This window comes from Kitasatospora sp. NPDC023120 (genome assembly GCF_055560835.1).
In genome coordinates this window covers 1-1207 of the sequence record NZ_JBVHHY010000119.1, presented here as the reverse complement: position 1 = coordinate 1207, position 1207 = coordinate 1, and the positions used below count along the sequence as shown (strand labels likewise).

Genomic DNA, 1207 nt, shown 5'->3' with positions numbered 1-1207 from the left:
TAGCTTGACTCTGTCGGGGATCTTGGTGTTCGGCTGCGGGTGATCATGGTGGTGCGTCAGTCTCGCGGGTGCTGATGATCGCGAGATGTCCGAGGAGTGCGAGATGTCGGTCCGTCCCCGTCCGGGTGCCGAGGTCCCGGATTTGACGGCGAGGATGGCGCGGGCCAGTAACCCCGTTGGTACGACGGCGATGTGGGTGCGTGACCGTCTCGACGGCCTGTGGCGGGACGAGGACTTCGCCGACTGGTACCCGCGCGACGGCAGGCCTGGGCTGTCGCCGGCCCAGTTGGCCACGGTGAGCGTGCTGCAGTTCGTGCTGGGCCTGTCCGACCGCGATGCCGCCGAGGCCGTGCGCTGCCGCATCGACTTCAAATACGCGCTTGGCCTCGAACTCGACGACCCCGGCTTCCACCACAGCGTGCTGACCGACTTCCGCGACCGCCTGCTCCAGGACGGCCGGGCGGACCGCCTCCTCGACCTCGCCCTGGCACGACTGAAAGGGGCTGGCCTGGTCCGAGAGCGCACCACCCAGCGCACGGACTCCACCCACGTCCTGGCCACCGTCCGCGACCTGACCCGCCTCGAACTGGTCACCGAGGCCGTGCGCGCGGCCCTGGAAGAACTCGCCCGCACCGCCGACCACGCGCTGGACGGCCTGGTCGGCGAGGACTGGGGTCGCCGCTACGGCCGACCGGTGCGCCTGGGCAAGAACCCCACCCGGCCCAAGACCCGGATCAACACCACCGGCGACGACGCCCGCCGCCTACTCGAACACCTCGGCCGCAACCACCCCTCCCTGCTCGGCAGGCCCCAAGTCCAGGTCCTGCGGCAGATCCTGGTGCAGAACTACTACTGGGACCCCGTCGGGCGCCTGCGCTGGCGCGACGATGACGACGCCGGCGGCCTGCCGCCCTCGGCCCAGCGGATCGTCTCGCCCTACGACCCGACGGCCCGCTACGCACGCCGCGGGCAGGTCACCCGCTGGACGGGGTTCCTCGCACATGTGACCGAGACCTGCTCCGACGACGGACCCAATGTGATCACTGACGTGGCCACTATGCCGGCGACCAGCGCCGACACCGAGGTCCTGCCCGGCATCCACAGCCGGCTGGAGCGGCGGAGCCTGCTGCCCGACGAGCATCTGGTCGACGGCGGCTACACCTCCCTGCCCCATCTGGAACAGGCCCAGCGTGGACACCGTGTCACC

General features: G+C 70.5%; 1 protein-coding gene. It reads left to right on the top strand.

Translation table 11 applies throughout. From position 1 onward, the window contains the following. Nucleotides 1–190 precede the first annotated feature (190 nt). A partial coding sequence (locus tag ACZ3TI_RS41005) for a transposase (protein WP_465735703.1) occupies nt 191–1207 on the top strand: 1017 nt, incomplete at its 3' end.